Raw genomic sequence first — 14,205 nt, 5'->3', positions numbered from 1 at the left:
TTTCAGATAGTCTATGTTGTCTTTGTACTATTATGGTCGGGTGCTGGCATTTCGCAGTTGTTGCTGACAATGCTTTGTACCCCTGGTATCCATTTCGTCAGATATCGGGTAATTTCGGTCAGAAAATATATTTATTGATAGCCGATTTGAAAGCTTCCATAAGTTCAGCGCCAACCTCCTTTTTGCACTAAGGGACGTCTTATGCTTTAATATCAGACTTTCCACTACAACATTGTGCTTTTTGGCTACACTCGCTTGTCGGCACCTTCCCAATTTTGCATTACAAAAACAAGTGAAATGCAAAAAGGAATAAAAAATTGGACTGCATCCCAGATCCCACGAAGAAACGGAGGTTTAGCTGTGATTACTGGTAGTACGGAAGGTGTGGGATATGAAGATGCACTGGCATTATCATCAGCGGGATGGAATGTAATCATGATGGGGCGTAACGCTCAGAAAGGGGCTGAATCGATCACTAAAATTCATCGGCAGAATCCTAAAGCAAAAGTGAGTTTTGAAAAAATAGACCTGGCAGACCTGGCCTCGATCAAAGCCTTCGCTTCCAGAATGATCTTAAAAGACCAAGCCATCGATCTCTTGATCAATAACGCAGGTGTAATGACACCCCCAAAGCGGATCGAAACAGCCGATGGTTTTGAATTGCAGTTCGGCACCAACCATATTGGCCATTTTGCACTGACAGCACAATTGCTACCGTTATTACGCAAATCAACGGATGCCCGCGTGGTTACGGTATCAAGCGTAGCCAATCGTGCAGGAACGATCAATTTTTATGACCTTCAGTCAAAGTCTTCATATTCTCCAGGTAAAGCATATAGTCAGTCAAAACTTGCCAACCTGATGTTTGCTTTGGAACTTCAACGACAAAGTGAAAAGCACGGTTGGGGAATAACGAGTATCGCTGCGCATCCGGGTGTGTCACGAACCAACCTATTGATCACTGGTGCAGGAAGATGGAGTGTTGCGGGGATAATGAGAACACTTTTTCCGTTTTTGTTCCAGCCAACTGCACAAGGAGCCTTGCCGACGTTATATGCAGCAACCTCTCCGGAGGCTAAGGGAGGTTTGTATTACGGCCCGAACAAAATGATGGAGACCAGGGGATTTCCTGCTATCGCAAAAATACCTGCACAGGCAAAGGATGCAGATGTTTTCTTAAAATTATGGAAGCTATCTGAAGAGTTAGCAAAAGTGAAATTTTAGTTTGCGATTTTTTTAATTAAAAGCTTCTATTTAATTTAAAACGATGATCAAAAATAGCATATCCTTAGTATTACTAATCGTATCCGTGACACTGAATTTCAAACATGGCTGGGATGCATTCCATTACAAAGACCATCCCGAATCCGCAAAAATGATGTCCGAACTAGGTATCAGCGGATCGTTTGTTCCTTTTTTAGCGTTGTTTATTGTTTTGATAGCTGTGCTCTTGCTCATTCCTCAGACTTACTTTCTGGGCAACTTGCTGAACGCAGTTTCGATCCTTTTTATCATGTGCCTGGCTGCACGCGTGGGCAATTTCAAAATGGCGCTGTTAGAGATCCCATTTTTAGCCATACCCGTGATCATGATCGCCCTAAAATATCCATTCAAAAATTGATAACTTGCCCTATGCCAAATACCAAGCCTTATCGGATACGATCTATTACGGAAATCCATCGTTTGATGGAATTGCCCAAACCCCACCATCCGCTCATCAGCATCGTTGACCTGAAAGGCCTGAGGAATATTCCGGGCATCGATGCCGTAATATTTGACCTCTATGTCGTATCCATGAAAAGGGGCTGCGACCACCTGTTCTACGGCCAGCAAAAGTATGATTTTGATGAAGGGTTGATGGGGTTTATGGCCCCTGGCCAAATCCTGCGGGGTGAGGTGAATGGTGTGCCGCATCACCTGGAAGGCTGGATGCTTTTCGTGCATCCTGATTTTCTGTGGAACACTTCGCTGGCTACCAAAATCAAGAAGTATGAATACTTTGGTTACGCCACCAATGAAGCATTATTTCTTTCTGACAAAGAAGAGACGGTGATCAATGAACTGATCAAAAATATCCGGACAGAATATTATGCCAACATTGATAAGTTCAGCCAGGACATTATCGTCTCCAATCTGGAAACACTTCTTAACTATGCCGAACGTTTTTACCAGCGCCAGTTCATCACCCGTAAAATCACTAACCACCGAATTTTGAGCCGCCTGGAAGAAATCCTGAGCGGTTATCTGAACGATGAAGCTTTGCTTTCAAACGGGTTACCTTCAGTACAATATTTTGCCGATAAACTGAATATTTCTTCAAAATACCTGGGTAGCTTGTTGAAACAGCTGACCGGTCAGACCACTCAACAAATCATACACGAAAAACTGATCGAAAAAGCTAAGGAAAAATTATCCGCCACAGATTTTTCTGTCAGCGAGATCGCATATCAGCTCGGTTTTGAGCATCCGCAGTCGTTCAACAAGTTATTCAAAAGTAAGACCAGTCAAAGCCCATTGGATTTCAGGCAGAAGTTCAATTGATCCGTATATTTTCCTTGAAGCCGGGAAACCCAAAGAACTAGATGAAACAAGATTAAATATCCCACGGGGTAATACCGATTATCGTATTAATCTTCAAGCCTTATTTTAAAGCGCCGTTGAAAATGGTTAAAGTTAGTTACGTTCATAAATATTAGTACTTCTTGGCGCATCCGTCTCATCATCGGTGTCAATTTCCGCGCTTATTAATTTTTCACCCCCGGTCGATTTTAACCTGTGTTAAAATTTCAACGGCGCCGGTGAGGTAACTTTGGAGTGTCTAAAAATAAATAAAAACTATGAAACGCACAGGAAACGCACACTGGAGTGGCACATTACAGGAAGGGAAAGGAGAGATCAGTACACAAAGCACCGTTCTTAACAAAACCCAGTATTCTTTTAAAACCAGGTTTTCAGATGGTATCGGGACCAACCCTGAAGAATTAATCGCAGCGGCACATGCTGGCTGTTTCACCATGTCTGTGAGTGCAGCTCTGACCCAGGCTGGTTTTACGCCTGGCGAGCTGTCAACCGAGGCCATTGTTGACCTGGACCTGCAGGCTTTGGTGATCAATGGAATACACCTGGAACTTAAAGCCAGCCAAATTGAAGGGGTAGAAGAAGAAACATTTCAGCAAATTGCAGAAGGTGCAAAGGCGAATTGTATTGTTTCAAAATCATTAAGTGTTCCGGTTACCCTGAACGTGGTTTATGCATAAATCTTTAAATGGATATAAAATTAGGTGAATGAACACCCTTCCCTATTCTATCTCCCATTTAAATAAAAATATTGAAAAACTGTTTGAGGGCTTGTGTTACAATGGTGATGATCGGAGGCTGCTCCCGGGTTTTCCGGGACAGCTTTTCTTAGGTTTGGCCTGTTTATCCTATCGAAAACTTATAATTGCTGTTAGAAATTAAAGATCATTGGAAAACTTCTAGCCAAAAAAAGACAATATTATCTGTTTTACCGAAACACAAAGATTTTCCTGAAGCATCAACACTTAGATTAAAATTTCTTAAAAATGGAATACAGAACATTAGGAAACTCAGGGCTGAAAGTACCGGTACTGAGTTTGGGCACGGCTACATTCGGCGGTGGCAATGAGTTTTTCAAAGCCTGGGGAAGCACGCAGGTAGAGGAAGCCAGCAGGATGGTCAGGCTTTGCTTAGAAGCCGGCGTCAATCTTTTCGATACAGCCAATGTCTATTCGGATGGCCTTTCGGAAGAAATATTGGGGAAAGCCCTGCAAGGGTTGCGGAATGAGGCATTAATCTCGAGCAAGGCGACTTTTCCGATTGGTAAGGGCCCTAATAATTTCGGGTCATCACGCCAGCACCTGATCACGGCCTGTGAAGACAGCCTGCGACGTTTGGGTACCGATCATATCGATATTTATCATATGCATGGGTTTGATGCCACCACCCCCATTGAGGAAACACTGAAGGCCCTGGATTCACTGGTGAATAGCGGTAAGGTAAGGTACATTGCCTGTTCAAATTTTTCCGGATGGCACCTGATGGAATCCCTTTCGGTATCGGAGCGTCACGGATGGTCCCGTTATATTTCACAACAGGTATATTATAACCTGCTGGATAGAGAATATGAGTGGGAGCTGATGCCCCTTGGCATCCAGCACAAAGTTGGCAGTATGATCTGGAGCCCGCTTGCAGGAGGTAAACTAAGTGGTAAGTACCGCCGTAACCAACCGCTTCCACAGGACGCGCGTGTTGCCCAGGGAGGCGACAGCCCAACTGACGAAGCCGCATTGGAAAGATTGTACAGGATCGTGGATATCCTCGATGAGCTTTCGGTGGAGACGGGAAAATCATTATCCCAGATTGCATTAAACTGGCTGCTTCAGCGTCCAACCGTTTCGAACATCGTCATCGGTGCGCGTAACGAGCAACAATTAACTGAAAACCTAGGTGCACTTGGCTGGAGGTTAAGCCTGGAACAGGTTAAACGACTGGATGCAGCAAACGATGTTAAGCCGATTTACCCGTATGCACATCAGCGGATGTTCGGCATGTTAAATGCCGCACCTGATCTATATAGCACTTATTGATTTGCAGGCTACCCCTAAATGGGGTAGCCTTGTTTTTAAACTTCAAACTAATGCCACTCATAACCATTACTTCCCACAAAGGCCGAACAGCAGAACAAAAGCAAGCCATAGGAGAAGCGATCCACGCCTCCATTGTGACAGCAGGCGTGCCGGCCGGAGACCGCTTTCAGCGCTTCCTGGATTTGGATCCGGAAAGTTTCATCTATGATAAATTTTACCCCGACCTGGAAATCGGCCGATCTGCAAACTTTATCATCATCGAAATCCTGTTTTCCGTTGGACGGAGCGTCAAAGTAAAACGAAAGATACTGGAATTGCTGGTCTGTAAAATGAAGGAGCTGGAGTTTTCACCGGAAGATGTATTTGTGAGTTTTCAGGAAACCGCATGGGAGAATTGGTCATTCGCGAAGGGGGAGCTTATCCATATTTGAGATAGCTCCCTGAAAACCAACCTGCTAAAACTAACCTTACCTCTGTAGGATGAATTTCATAAACCAACGAAATTATCTTTTATTTTTCAGTCAGCTTGACTCCGTGCAAGCTTATGAAACATATTTATATGATGCCGCATTGGCTTCTCAAAATATGGCTCGGCTTTATGTGAAGACTGAAATTAATTAGCTGATTAGCGCTTTATCCAGTAGTCAGGGAACAATCAGACGATTACACCGAGGCAGGATTTCCTCGCAGTCAATTCGGATTTCCATACCGAATTACTGGACACAAAGGGCTAAACCATTACCTTTGGAGATGTAAATATTGACAATCCAGCAATTACCTCTCCTATAAACTTCAAATGTCAACACTTTTCAGATACAATCATTTAGATCCTGATTGTTCATTGATTCGATCGTTTCCGGAATAATTGAAAATTGCATCAGGTGGTGTGAAAAATGTTTTTGTTGCCAAATCACCCATTCGCTTTTGACCAGCGGCCCAAACCTGGGATGAACCTCTGCATGCAGCTCATCTACAAAATGCTGGTCAAAGCGGTATAGTTGCTCCATCAATTGTCCAACAGCATCATTCAGATCCATAGTAAGATAATGTGGGGGCAGTTCCCCTATATAATAGTTTTTTGGTATGATAATATCTGTATAGATCATTATTTCTTTGTTCCTAAGGGCCTGTTCCTCGGACACGATGCAGCAACAGGGTGCTTTACCATTGCTCCATTTAACCTCATCCGCCAGGTGTGCGACCATTTGTTGCGGTTTCATTTTTCCCCATAGTGGCGATACATGCTGCTGAAGGCTACTTACCGTCTCGTGGAATATTTCCCTGTTCCTAATATAATCTGAAATCTCAATCATTTTCCCTTTGCTTTTTCATGGAGGCATACGTCCCCCGCTCCATGACATGCAAAGCCTTTACCAAAGATTAAAGTACAGATAACCAGCACAATGACAATATCTACCCAATTCTAATTCACGTCATTTAGTAATTTATAATGTACCTATTACGCTATTTAGGAGACCATCAAACCATTATTGAGGATCCCAATGATCGGATCGGCAGAATAACAGAAATAAAATCCAATTATGAGCAGCAAGGAACTAATGAAGTCTTTGCGTCAAAAAAGATAATTTTGTCTATTTTTTAACATAGGTTAAAGTCTTTTAAACTTTTAGATAAGATTTTTGCCTGATCTAATTTATATCTAACATGGAAAATAATCAAAATCAGGAATCATTCATCCCGGATGGTAACAATCAAAATGGACAACACTTTGATTACATTATCGTTGGCGCGGGTTCTGCTGGCTGCGTAGTGACAAGACGGTTAGTTGACAACGGGGCTAAAGTGCTTTTACTGGAAGCGGGAGCGCTCAATCCCCAGCTCGATACCGTCGACAATCCGTTGAGATGGCTGGAAAATATCGGCAGCACCCACGATTATCTTTACCCTTACGAGCCCAATGATACGCTGAACGGCAGGACGATATTCGCCCCACGCGGTAAATTAGTGGGTGGTACCGGAAGTATCAATGCAATGATTTGGGCACGTGGCGATAAGCAAGATTACGATCATTGGGCGACTTTAAGCAGTAAAAAATGGGCTTTTGATTCGGTACTGCCTTTATTTAAAAAGATTGAAGACTGGGAATTTGGAGAAGACGAGTTCCATGGAAGCGGCGGACCGCTCGGCATTGAAACTGCTAAAGGGTTTGGCGAGATCGATCTTGGATTTATTGAGGCAGCTAAATCATTTGGATATCCTTACAGGCAGGACATGAACGGAGAAAATCCATTTGGTGTGAGCCCGGAACCCCTGACCATAAAATCAGGGAAACGGACTAGTCCTTTTAGCGCTTACCTGCAACCTGTACTCGGCCATAAAAACCTGAGCCTTGTTCCACAGACAGTAACGACCAGGTTGATAATCGATGAAGAAAAGATCTGCAGAGGTGTGGAATACACTAAAGATGGACAACCCCACACCGCATTTGCTGGAAAAGAGGTAATAATCTCAGCAGGTACATTTGAAAGCCCGAGATTACTAATGCTCTCCGGCATAGGGGAAGCTACTGAGCTGGAATCTGTAGGAATTGAATCCATTATAGACCTGCCCGGTGTCGGTAAAAACCTGCAGGATCATCCTTTGCTTTCCATCACCTTTGAAGCCAGTGTTCCTGTCGGTCCATTTACCAATAACCTTGGCGGAACGATCATGTACGGCAAAAGCACTACCGCAAAAACTAAATCTGATCTGATGTACATACCGATCCAATATCCGGTCCAATCTGCTGAGATCATGGCCAAGCATCCGATACCGGAGAACTCATTCAGCCTGTTTGTTAACCTGGTTGACGTTAAGAGTACAGGTACTGTCCGGTTGACCTCCGCTGATCCGGCTGCACCATTAAAAATCCAGCCCAATATCCTGCAGGCTGAAGAAGATATGGAGGCGATGATCAGTGGTGTTGAATTGGCGCTGCAACTGGCTGAAGAGCCGGCACTCAAAAAACTCATTCGTAAATGGGTTGCTCCAGCGGATTTCGGGGATAGGGCATCTATCAGGGAATTTATTAAGGACGCTTGCGGGACTTATTTTCATCCGACTGGAACCTGCGCCATGGGGAATGGGCCACAAGCGGTCGTGGACGCGGAATTAAAAGTGCGTGGCATCCAGGGCTTGCGCATTGCTGACGCTTCAGTCATGCCAGTCATACCAACCGCAAATACCAATGCGCCAACTATGATGATCGCTGAATATTTAGTAAAGGAGCTGATTGGTTAACCAACGGATAACCCTGTAAAAAAGCAGCCGGAGTGAATACTTCCGGCTGCTCAATTAGACCTATATTATTCTAATAATTAAACACAGGTGTTTCACCAGCCATTAAATGATTATAGGCAATGGCATACTCAGAAGCTGATTGCTGATTTTGGCCAGTTATTAGTTTTCCATCCACCACAACACGCGGCTCCCAAGGATCGGTACATTCATACAAGATGCCGGCACCTTCCATCACAGGCTGAGGGAAATTGGGGATGAAGTTAATTCCATAAAGGGCTTCTGCCTGGGTATCTTCCTCTCTTGAAAAACCAGTAGCATGTTTTCCTTTCACCAACTCAGGGACGTTTCCAAGCGCGATTGAACCATGGCAGATGGTACCGATAAATTTACCGGCGCTCCAAAAAGCCTCCAGTATATTTTTCACTTCGGTATTCGGATACAAATCGACGGCAGGGCCCCCTCCCCCCACCACATGCAGGGCATCATAATCCGATACATTGATCTTATACAATGGAATGGTGTTCTCTATTTTATCGATAAGGACCGTGTCTGATAGAAAGCCCTTACTCACCAGGTCGGCTTTCTCCCAGGATTTCTCGGTATAAGGATCGCTGGTCGGATCCATTATAACTTTACCACCCTGCGGGCTGGCAATGTCGATCTCATGTCCGGCTTCTGAAAAATGCCAGTAAGGGTGGGTTAACTCGGCAAGCCAAAAGCCTAACTGCGCCGAACTAACAATAAATAAAATTTTCATAAAAATGGAATTTGTTAAAGTTTAAAGCATGCGAATCTGGTAAGCGGAAAATAAACCAATTAAGACAATTTTATCTTTTTAAGAACCATGATGAGTTTGCCAGTTAAGTAATAAACCTTACGGAAAACAAACCGGCTTCTAAAAAATAATTCAACCTTTAAATCCGCTTCACTATTCAACTGGATACCTAAACAAATGCCACGTTGTAATTTCCTTAATTACAGTACTTTCTACGATATTATTAAAATCAAAATTACGAAATAACGAGTTTTTGATTTTCAGCTAACGACCTCGCGTAAAAGCCGCAACCATTTCGAAAAGAGACCATAAATTTCATTGCGCATTAATTTGACTTAGGGAATATTTTGAAATAGATAATATTATCTATTTTGGCAACATTATTTTTTACCTGGAAAATCCTAGTGGCCAGAAGCCTCTTATAACGGTTCAACACCAGGTAATTTTTAACGACACCATTTAAACAAATTATTACTCTTAAAAAATTATGAAAGCGATCGTATTTGACACTATCGGAACCCCATCTGATGTTTTGTATTTATCTGATATTAAACTTCCTGAGGTCGGGGATCATGACGTACTGGTAAAGATGTCAGCATCCCCTATCATTCCAGGAGATTTTTTATTTATCCAAAATATGTACCCCGAGCCCAAAAAACCAGTTCTGCCACATCAGACAGGTGGCAATCACGGATGTGGGATCGTGGTAAAAACCGGTAAAAATGCCATCATTAAACCAGGCACTTTCGTTTTTTTCACATATTATAATACATGGGCAGAATTTGCCGTCGTACCTGAAGGATGGCTAATTTCCCTGCCGGCAGATTACTCATTGATGAAGGCATCACAGTTTGTCAATTTAATTACTGCGCTGGACCTGGTCAAGGGCTCGGGCGTTAAAAAAGACGGCTGGCTGGTTCTTACAGCGGGCTATTCGACTGTTTCATTATTAGCTGCCCAGTTTGCCAGAGGCCTTGGTATCAAGGTTATTTCCATCGTACGTAAACTAAAATCCGGCGATGGCCCGGAAAACCTGCATGCAGATGCGGTAATTGATCTTTCTGAGGAGGCTTCATTGCGAGGTACGTTATTCGAATTAACAGTTCAAAACGGCATCAATGGCGTAATTGATAATGTCGGGGGCAAAACCATGGAGGATCTCATACAGGCCTCTGCATTCGGCAGTACAGTAGTTATTAACGGGAATATGAGTCCTGATAAATTTGAACTGCACAATAACCACATTTTGTTCAATGGCTTATCTATCCGTCCATATATCTACCGGTACCTTTTATCCCCACCAAAGCCGGAGGACCAGCCATTCCTGGATGAAGTGATCAACCTTTCAACCCGGGAAGGCTTTGAAGTAAAGATAGCCAAGGTGCAAAAAATAGAGGAATACCGGGAGGCGGTATCACTGACGCTTACCAACGCAGGTGAAGGTAAGCAGGTCTTCCTCTTTTAAACTCAGGTAATAAGCGCATTGCTTAAATTATCAGGTCAGGATACATTCTTTATTCAAGGGTGTGTCCTGATTCAATCATTCAGATCCTTCTTTTACATTTCCCGATAATAACTTTATATCGGCAAGGTCATTTTCAATTCCCCGAAATATCGTAAAACAAAACCTCAAACATCAATATAAGACACTAAACGTCAATCAATTAAAACAAGGCACAGCAATTGAAAAATTTGGTCGATGAAAAATCCGGAATCGATCAAAAAAATAAAACAATACGTGACAGCCCATTTTGCGGAAGCAAACCATGCCGGATTGCTTTATCATAACTTGGACCACACCCTGGGCGTGGCCAAACATGCCCGGGAAATCGCTGAATACTATAAACTTCCCGAAACTGAGATCTGGTTGTTAGAAACTGCCGCCTTGTTCCATGACACCGGGATCACAGTAGCTATGACTGACCACGAGGCAATCAGCGTTGGAATCATGCGTGATTATTTCGCCGATAAAATTATCAGTGAGGAGCTTCTGGTTCAACTTTCAGGGCTGATAGAGGCAACACGGATACCCCAAAAACCTGTTGGTATATTACAGGAAATTATTTGCGATGCTGACCTGTTTAACCTGGGCAGGAAAAGTTTATTTCAAAAAAGTGAGCTTTTGAGAAAGGAACGGGAGATCCTGCAACAAAAGAGTATCAGTAATGAAGAATGGTTGCAGGATACCTTACAATTTTTGCTTGATCACCAGTACCATACCTCTTTCGCGCTGACCGAGCTCAATCCGGGTAAGAAAAAAAACATCAGCCAGATCAATGATGAATTAAAATCCTATGCTCCAAAAAACAAACACCTGACGATTGAGGAGCCCGCTCACGAGCATCACCATGAAAAAGAAAAACCCGAAAAGGGGATTGAAACGATGTTCAGGATCACTTCGTCCAATAATCAACGGCTCAGTGATATGGCAGACAATAAGGCCCATATCATGATTACTGTTAATTCCATTATACTTTCTGCGCTGATCAGTTTATTGCTGCGCAGGCTCGAAGCCTATGCATTCCTGGCATACCCAACCTTCCTGTTGTTGGCGGTGAGCCTTGGTGCGATGACATTTGCTATTCTCGCTACCAGACCATCCATTCCACATGGTGGTGGCTTGCATTTACAGGATCAGGACCTGGAGAAAACTAACCTGTTATTTTTCGGCAATTTTTACAGGATGCCGTTTGAGGATTACAAGTCAGGCATGATAAAGATCATGGATGATAAGGACTTGTTATATAGCACCCTCATCCGGGATGTTTTTGGACAGGGAGCGGTTCTGGGCAAAAAATACCGTCTCCTGCGCGTATCTTATAATATTTTCATGTACGGACTGATCCTTTCGGTCATTGCATTCATTGTCGTTTCCGCTTTTCACAGTAACCCGGTTGTCCCGGCTGTTCCGGCAGGCGCACCTAAAACTCTTAATCTTTAAAAATCATGAAACAAAATCTATATATAAAAACCACTTTCAGCTGTATGCTTGCCGTGCTACTGGGCTCAGGGCAGGTACAGGCGCAACATTTGCCGGTACGTGTGGAGCATATACCAGAAAACGCGGATAGCATCAGCACGACCATCCATCCTTCCTATGATCATGTCAGTGGTATGCACCGCAAGCTATTCGGCGAAAATTACCGGAAAGAGTGGGCTGCTAAAGTTACGTTACCCATCATCAGGATCAGCCAGGTGTCTGGAGGGCTTAAAGTCCTGCAAAACGGTGGTGGTATGCAAACCAAATCTGTCAGACTGGAGGATGCCAAGGGAAGTGAGTGGGTCATCCGAAGTGTTGAAAAGGTACCGGATAAACTCATACCGGAAAATCTGAAAGGCACTTTTGCAGTGGACTGGGTAGAAGATGAATATAGTGGTCAGCATCCCTATTCCGCGCTGATCGTACCTCCCCTTGCAGATGCAGTTGGTGTTCCCCATGCGAACCCGGTGATCGGGGTGCTTGCACCTGACCCTGCGCTGGGACAATTCGGAACGGATTTCGCGGGCCGGGTCGTATTAATGGAAGAAAGGGAACCGACAGGCAGTTCTGTGAATACCCTAAAGATGATTAAGGACTTAAAGGAAAATTATAACAATCATCTCAATGGCGCGGCATTTTTAAAAGCGAGAATGCTGGACCTGTTGGTCGGTGACTGGGACCGCCACGAAGATCAGTGGCGTTGGAAAGCTGAGAAAAATGGTAAGGAGAAAATTTACACTGGTATCCCAAGGGACAGGGACCAGGTATTCCACGTTAACCAGGGATTATTTCCGGGAATCGCCTCCCTACCCTGGATTGACCCGGTCCTGGGTAATTTCAGCAGTGATATTCCAAGGGTAAAATACTCACTATTCAAAACCAGGTTTATCCAACAATACATGGACTTCCAGATTGGTTATGACCAGTGGATGGCGATCGTCAAAGATTTCGTTAAAGAAGAGAACGATGGAGTGCTACGTCAGGCCATCAGTAAACTTCCCAAAGAATTAAGCGGGATCAGAAATGAGGCCCTTTACAATGAGCTTAAACAAAGACGGGATGCAATCCCGGCCGCGATGGATGAATACTATCGATTTATCAACCAGATTGTTGATATCAGGGCCACCGATAAGGATGAAGTGGTGGATATTCAAAATGGCGAAGCCCGCAGTATGCATATCATCATCCGTAAGTTCAACAAAGGCAAGGCTGGTGATACCTTAATGAATGCAACTTACAGGCCGGACATCACTCATGAAATCAGGTTATATACCGGGGATGGAGACGACCGAGTGGTGGTTAACAATCAAAGCTCACCGATCCGCCTCCGTGTTATCGGCGCATCAGGAACTAAAACCTACGATATTGAAGAAGCCAGCCGGAGCCTGCAGGTTTATGGAAAGACGGACAGTGTCACCTTTACGGGCAAAACGAATCGTATCAGTAAACACCTCAGCAATGATACCCTCAATACCCGTTTCCTAACGACCAACCCCTATAGTACCTGGACACCACTGGCCACCGGAACCCTGAATAAGGATGACGGATTTTTACTTGGCGTGGGTTTCCGTTACATCGGCAGAAGCGGTTTCAGAAAATTACCGTTCTCGACCCAACAGGAGTTCATGGTCACCCACTCTTTTGCCACCAAGGCGTTTCGAATGAACTATTACGGGCAATGGACGGCGGTCGTAGGCCAGGCAGATTTCACGATGAAGGCGACAGTGAATGCGCCGGACAATACGATGAACTTCTTCGGCCAGGGTAATGAAACCACACTGGACAAAACCGGAAACTACCGCAGGCATTATCGTACGCGCTTCGATCTTTACCAGTTTGATCCTGCTTTGCGCTGGAAAACAGGCAGCAGGAGCTTTATCAGCGCCGGGCCATCTATCCAGTACTACCATTTCGATGCATCTGATAATACCGGCAGATCTATTTTCAGCCCGGGACTGGTTAAAAGCTATGACAGTACCAGCGTTAGCGCAAACCGTGTGCATGCCGGTATCATCGTGAATTACGTCAGCAATACCAAGGACAACCAGGTCCTGCCAACAAGTGGTTATTACTTAGACGTCAAATTGCAGGGATACGCCGGTTTAAACGGTCAATCCAAATCATTCGCCCAAATCAAACCGGAGTTCACTATTTTCCAAAAAGTTGATCCTGGTGCCCGGTTAGTTCTTTCCGACCGCATTGGTGGTGGTGTGAGCTTCGGAGACCCGGCATTTTACCAATCCATGTTTTTGGGCGGTCAGGGCAACCTGCTGGGCTACCTGCAAAACAGGTTTGCCGGTCAGCAAATGGCATTTAATGATTTCCAGGCGCGCTTAAAAATTGCCAAACTTCCAGGATATATCCTGCCGGGGCAATTGGGTCTGACTGGTTTTTATGACGTCGGCCGGGTTTGGATCGATGGTGAACATAGTGACACCTGGCATAACGGCACAGGCGGCGGGGTTTATTTTGCTCCGGCCAGCATGACCGTGATCCAGATCATTGCAGGGCATTCCAAAGAAGGCTGGTACCCTTATATCGCTTTCAATTTCCGACTCTGACCCCATTAAGCATTTTTAACAACAGTGAACGGGGTCCTTTTA

12 protein-coding genes are annotated in these 14,205 nt (G+C 44.3%); 10 read left to right on the top strand and 2 right to left on the bottom strand.

The window, feature by feature from the left end:
- Positions 1 to 297 precede the first annotated feature (297 nt).
- From ACTJKG_RS18405 to ACTJKG_RS18380, 6 genes are all read left to right on the top strand, one after another.
- Positions 298 to 1,224 (top strand): SDR family oxidoreductase, encoded by a 927-nt coding sequence (locus ACTJKG_RS18405; RefSeq protein ID WP_440740064.1) that lies wholly within the window; start codon positions 298 to 300, stop codon positions 1,222 to 1,224.
- 43 nt (positions 1,225 to 1,267) lie between these two features.
- A complete protein-coding gene (locus ACTJKG_RS18400; protein WP_440740063.1) occupies positions 1,268 to 1,621 on the top strand; it encodes a hypothetical protein in 354 nt (117 codons plus the stop codon).
- Between the two features lie 65 nt (positions 1,622 to 1,686).
- A complete protein-coding gene (locus ACTJKG_RS18395) occupies positions 1,687 to 2,541 on the top strand; it encodes a helix-turn-helix domain-containing protein (protein WP_440740062.1) in 855 nt (284 codons plus the stop codon).
- 296 nt (positions 2,542 to 2,837) lie between these two features.
- On the top strand, positions 2,838 to 3,257 hold the full coding sequence (locus tag ACTJKG_RS18390; RefSeq protein ID WP_440740061.1) for an OsmC family protein: 420 nt from the start codon (positions 2,838 to 2,840) through the stop codon (positions 3,255 to 3,257).
- Positions 3,258 to 3,563: 306 nt separating this feature from the next.
- On the top strand, positions 3,564 to 4,607 hold the full coding sequence (locus tag ACTJKG_RS18385; RefSeq protein ID WP_440740060.1) for an aldo/keto reductase: 1,044 nt from the start codon (positions 3,564 to 3,566) through the stop codon (positions 4,605 to 4,607).
- Positions 4,608 to 4,657: 50 nt separating this feature from the next.
- Positions 4,658 to 5,038 carry a tautomerase family protein gene (locus ACTJKG_RS18380; RefSeq protein ID WP_440740059.1) on the top strand — a complete coding sequence of 127 codons (381 nt, stop codon included), beginning with the start codon at positions 4,658 to 4,660 and terminating at the stop codon, positions 5,036 to 5,038.
- Positions 5,039 to 5,416: 378 nt separating this feature from the next.
- Here the strand turns inward: ACTJKG_RS18380 and ACTJKG_RS18375 are convergent, their stop codons facing one another.
- The gene (locus ACTJKG_RS18375; RefSeq protein ID WP_440740058.1) at positions 5,417 to 5,920 is read right to left on the bottom strand and encodes a DUF1569 domain-containing protein; all 504 of its coding nucleotides are present in this window, start codon (positions 5,918 to 5,920) and stop codon (positions 5,417 to 5,419) included.
- 352 nt (positions 5,921 to 6,272) lie between these two features.
- Between ACTJKG_RS18375 and ACTJKG_RS18370 the strand changes: the two genes are divergently transcribed.
- Positions 6,273 to 7,847: a GMC family oxidoreductase gene (locus ACTJKG_RS18370; RefSeq protein WP_440740057.1), complete on the top strand. Its 1,575-nt coding sequence runs from the start codon at positions 6,273 to 6,275 to the stop codon at positions 7,845 to 7,847.
- A gap of 70 nt (positions 7,848 to 7,917) precedes the next feature.
- Here ACTJKG_RS18370 and ACTJKG_RS18365 read toward each other — a convergent pair whose 3' ends face one another.
- Positions 7,918 to 8,604 carry a type 1 glutamine amidotransferase domain-containing protein gene (locus ACTJKG_RS18365; protein ID WP_440740056.1) on the bottom strand — a complete coding sequence of 229 codons (687 nt, stop codon included), beginning with the start codon at positions 8,602 to 8,604 and terminating at the stop codon, positions 7,918 to 7,920.
- Positions 8,605 to 9,109: 505 nt separating this feature from the next.
- Here ACTJKG_RS18365 and ACTJKG_RS18360 point away from each other — a divergent pair.
- The 3 genes from ACTJKG_RS18360 to ACTJKG_RS18350 all read left to right on the top strand — a co-directional run bounded on the left by ACTJKG_RS18360 (position 9,110) and on the right by ACTJKG_RS18350 (position 14,163).
- Positions 9,110 to 10,087, top strand: a complete 978-nt coding sequence (locus ACTJKG_RS18360; RefSeq protein WP_440740055.1) for a zinc-binding dehydrogenase — start codon at positions 9,110 to 9,112, stop codon at positions 10,085 to 10,087.
- A 234-nt stretch (positions 10,088 to 10,321) separates the two neighbouring features.
- Positions 10,322 to 11,563: a Pycsar system effector family protein gene (locus ACTJKG_RS18355; RefSeq protein WP_440740054.1), complete on the top strand. Its 1,242-nt coding sequence runs from the start codon at positions 10,322 to 10,324 to the stop codon at positions 11,561 to 11,563.
- A 5-nt stretch (positions 11,564 to 11,568) separates the two neighbouring features.
- On the top strand, positions 11,569 to 14,163 hold the full coding sequence (locus ACTJKG_RS18350) for a BamA/TamA family outer membrane protein (protein ID WP_440740053.1): 2,595 nt from the start codon (positions 11,569 to 11,571) through the stop codon (positions 14,161 to 14,163).
- Positions 14,164 to 14,205: the final 42 nt, after the last annotated feature.

It is taken from the genome of Mucilaginibacter sp. 22184, assembly GCF_052045695.1.
Classification (GTDB): Bacteria; Bacteroidota; Bacteroidia; order Sphingobacteriales; family Sphingobacteriaceae; genus Mucilaginibacter.
The sequence above is the reverse complement of the archived record's forward strand: the minus strand, read 5'-3'. Positions and strand labels throughout refer to the sequence as shown.